1 protein-coding gene and 1 pseudogene are annotated in these 1,535 nt (G+C 39.1%); both read right to left on the reverse strand.

All coding sequences use genetic code 11. The features are described from left to right. On the reverse strand, positions 1-1,059 hold a 1,059-nt coding region (locus ACEW8U_RS13900), incomplete at its 3' end, for an O-antigen ligase domain-containing protein (RefSeq protein WP_373522657.1). Then, positions 1,056-1,535: pseudogene (locus tag ACEW8U_RS13905) on the reverse strand (hypothetical protein); the annotation flags it as partial. The pseudogene ACEW8U_RS13905 and the gene ACEW8U_RS13900, both read right to left, overlap by 4 nt.

Consider the following 1,535-nt stretch of genomic DNA (forward strand, 5'->3'; position numbering starts at 1 on the left):
GGCAAGCCCAATCCCAAATGGGTTTTCAATCATGGAATCCAATGCCTGAAACCATTCCAGGACATGACCTACACTGGAGGCATTTTGAAATGTTATCGTATCTACCACAAAGAAATAGAAATCCTCCGAAGCAAAAAATAAAATATACAGGACAAAAGCCAAAGCCAATACCAGGCCGAGCAGGATCAGTTTATACAGTCTGAAAACCATGGCAATAAAGAATATCATGATAAAAAAAGCCGCAAAGGCCGCTCTTGAGGCTGAGAAAAACAGACTGCCCATCGCACATAACATGACAAGTATATAGAAAAAGGAGTATTCTCTTTTTGTGGTCAAAAACCAAATCAGACCGGCGGCAAAACCCATCAGTACGGAGCTTGCCAATTCAAGGGGATCTGCAAAAAAAGAGGCAAACCGTTTGGTAATGGCCTGTGTTTCAAATGTCCATTGAAGACCAAAATTCCCCGAAGGTTGTATTTGATTGATCCCTTGATTGAAAATCGCATAGCCCGTAAAACTCTGAAGATGGGTATCCAACACACCTTCTACAATATTGAAAATGAATGCGGCAATAGCAATTGTAAAGATAATTTTGAAAACGGTGCTGATTTCTTTGTCGTCAAACTTGGTATTTCTCCCCAAAAAATAAACCATGGAAGGTATTAGCATATTTTTAAAATACAATGCCTTATTGACAAACCCGGTTTCCCCAAGAGGTAAGAGCAGGTAAAGGAATGCAAGTCCAATAAAAGCCGAGAAAATCTTGTCCACCCTGTTCAATCGGAAGGGGTATTCAAAGATGTTTTTATGATAAAGGATGAAAAGTAAAAAGGCCAGAATGACCAAAATATCTTTGGTCAGTTGGAAAAATGTAACAGGAATATTTGAATAGGAAACCTGATAAACTATACTCAATACCGATATGTGAAAGGGAAGATATGCCAACAGGAAAAACACCACATATTCCCATTTTCCTTTGAAGATCATGGCTTTTAAGGTCATGTACAATAGCGGTACAAAACCCAATAAGACAAAAATAAACAGCAAGTATTCTATCAACAGTTTTCTGGCTTTTGGCAGATCAAAGTTACAGTAAACCTGATGGGGCACCTTCCTTTAACTTTTATCCCCCTGAATATATTCAATAAAAATTTACTTTTCTCTATCCCGATAATTCCATCAGGCTTTATCCTGTTGTTTTTAAACAGGGTGTATTTGTATTTCGGAATGGGCAGGACCGTTTGGAAATTGCCAAAACCTACCTTGGAAAGTGCGGTAGTCATTTCGTGGTAGGTGGACTCATTCAAATGTCCCCCTTTTGCTTCGACGTTTCCCGAACTGGAATTATCCAAAATCCTTGTGATGTCCATGGGTCCAAAAAGACGGTTTGGCATGACCAAGATAAACTTACCTCCCGGCAATAGGCTATCATAGACTGATTGAAGGTGGTCATTTAAATCCAATGGCGCCAAATGTTCTATCACATTATCCGAGAAAGCCACTTCAAACTTTTCGTCCGTTTGGAAATTGATAAT

Origin of the sequence: Aquiflexum sp., assembly GCF_041751335.1 — a bacterium.
Classification (GTDB): domain Bacteria; phylum Bacteroidota; class Bacteroidia; order Cytophagales; family Cyclobacteriaceae; genus Aquiflexum.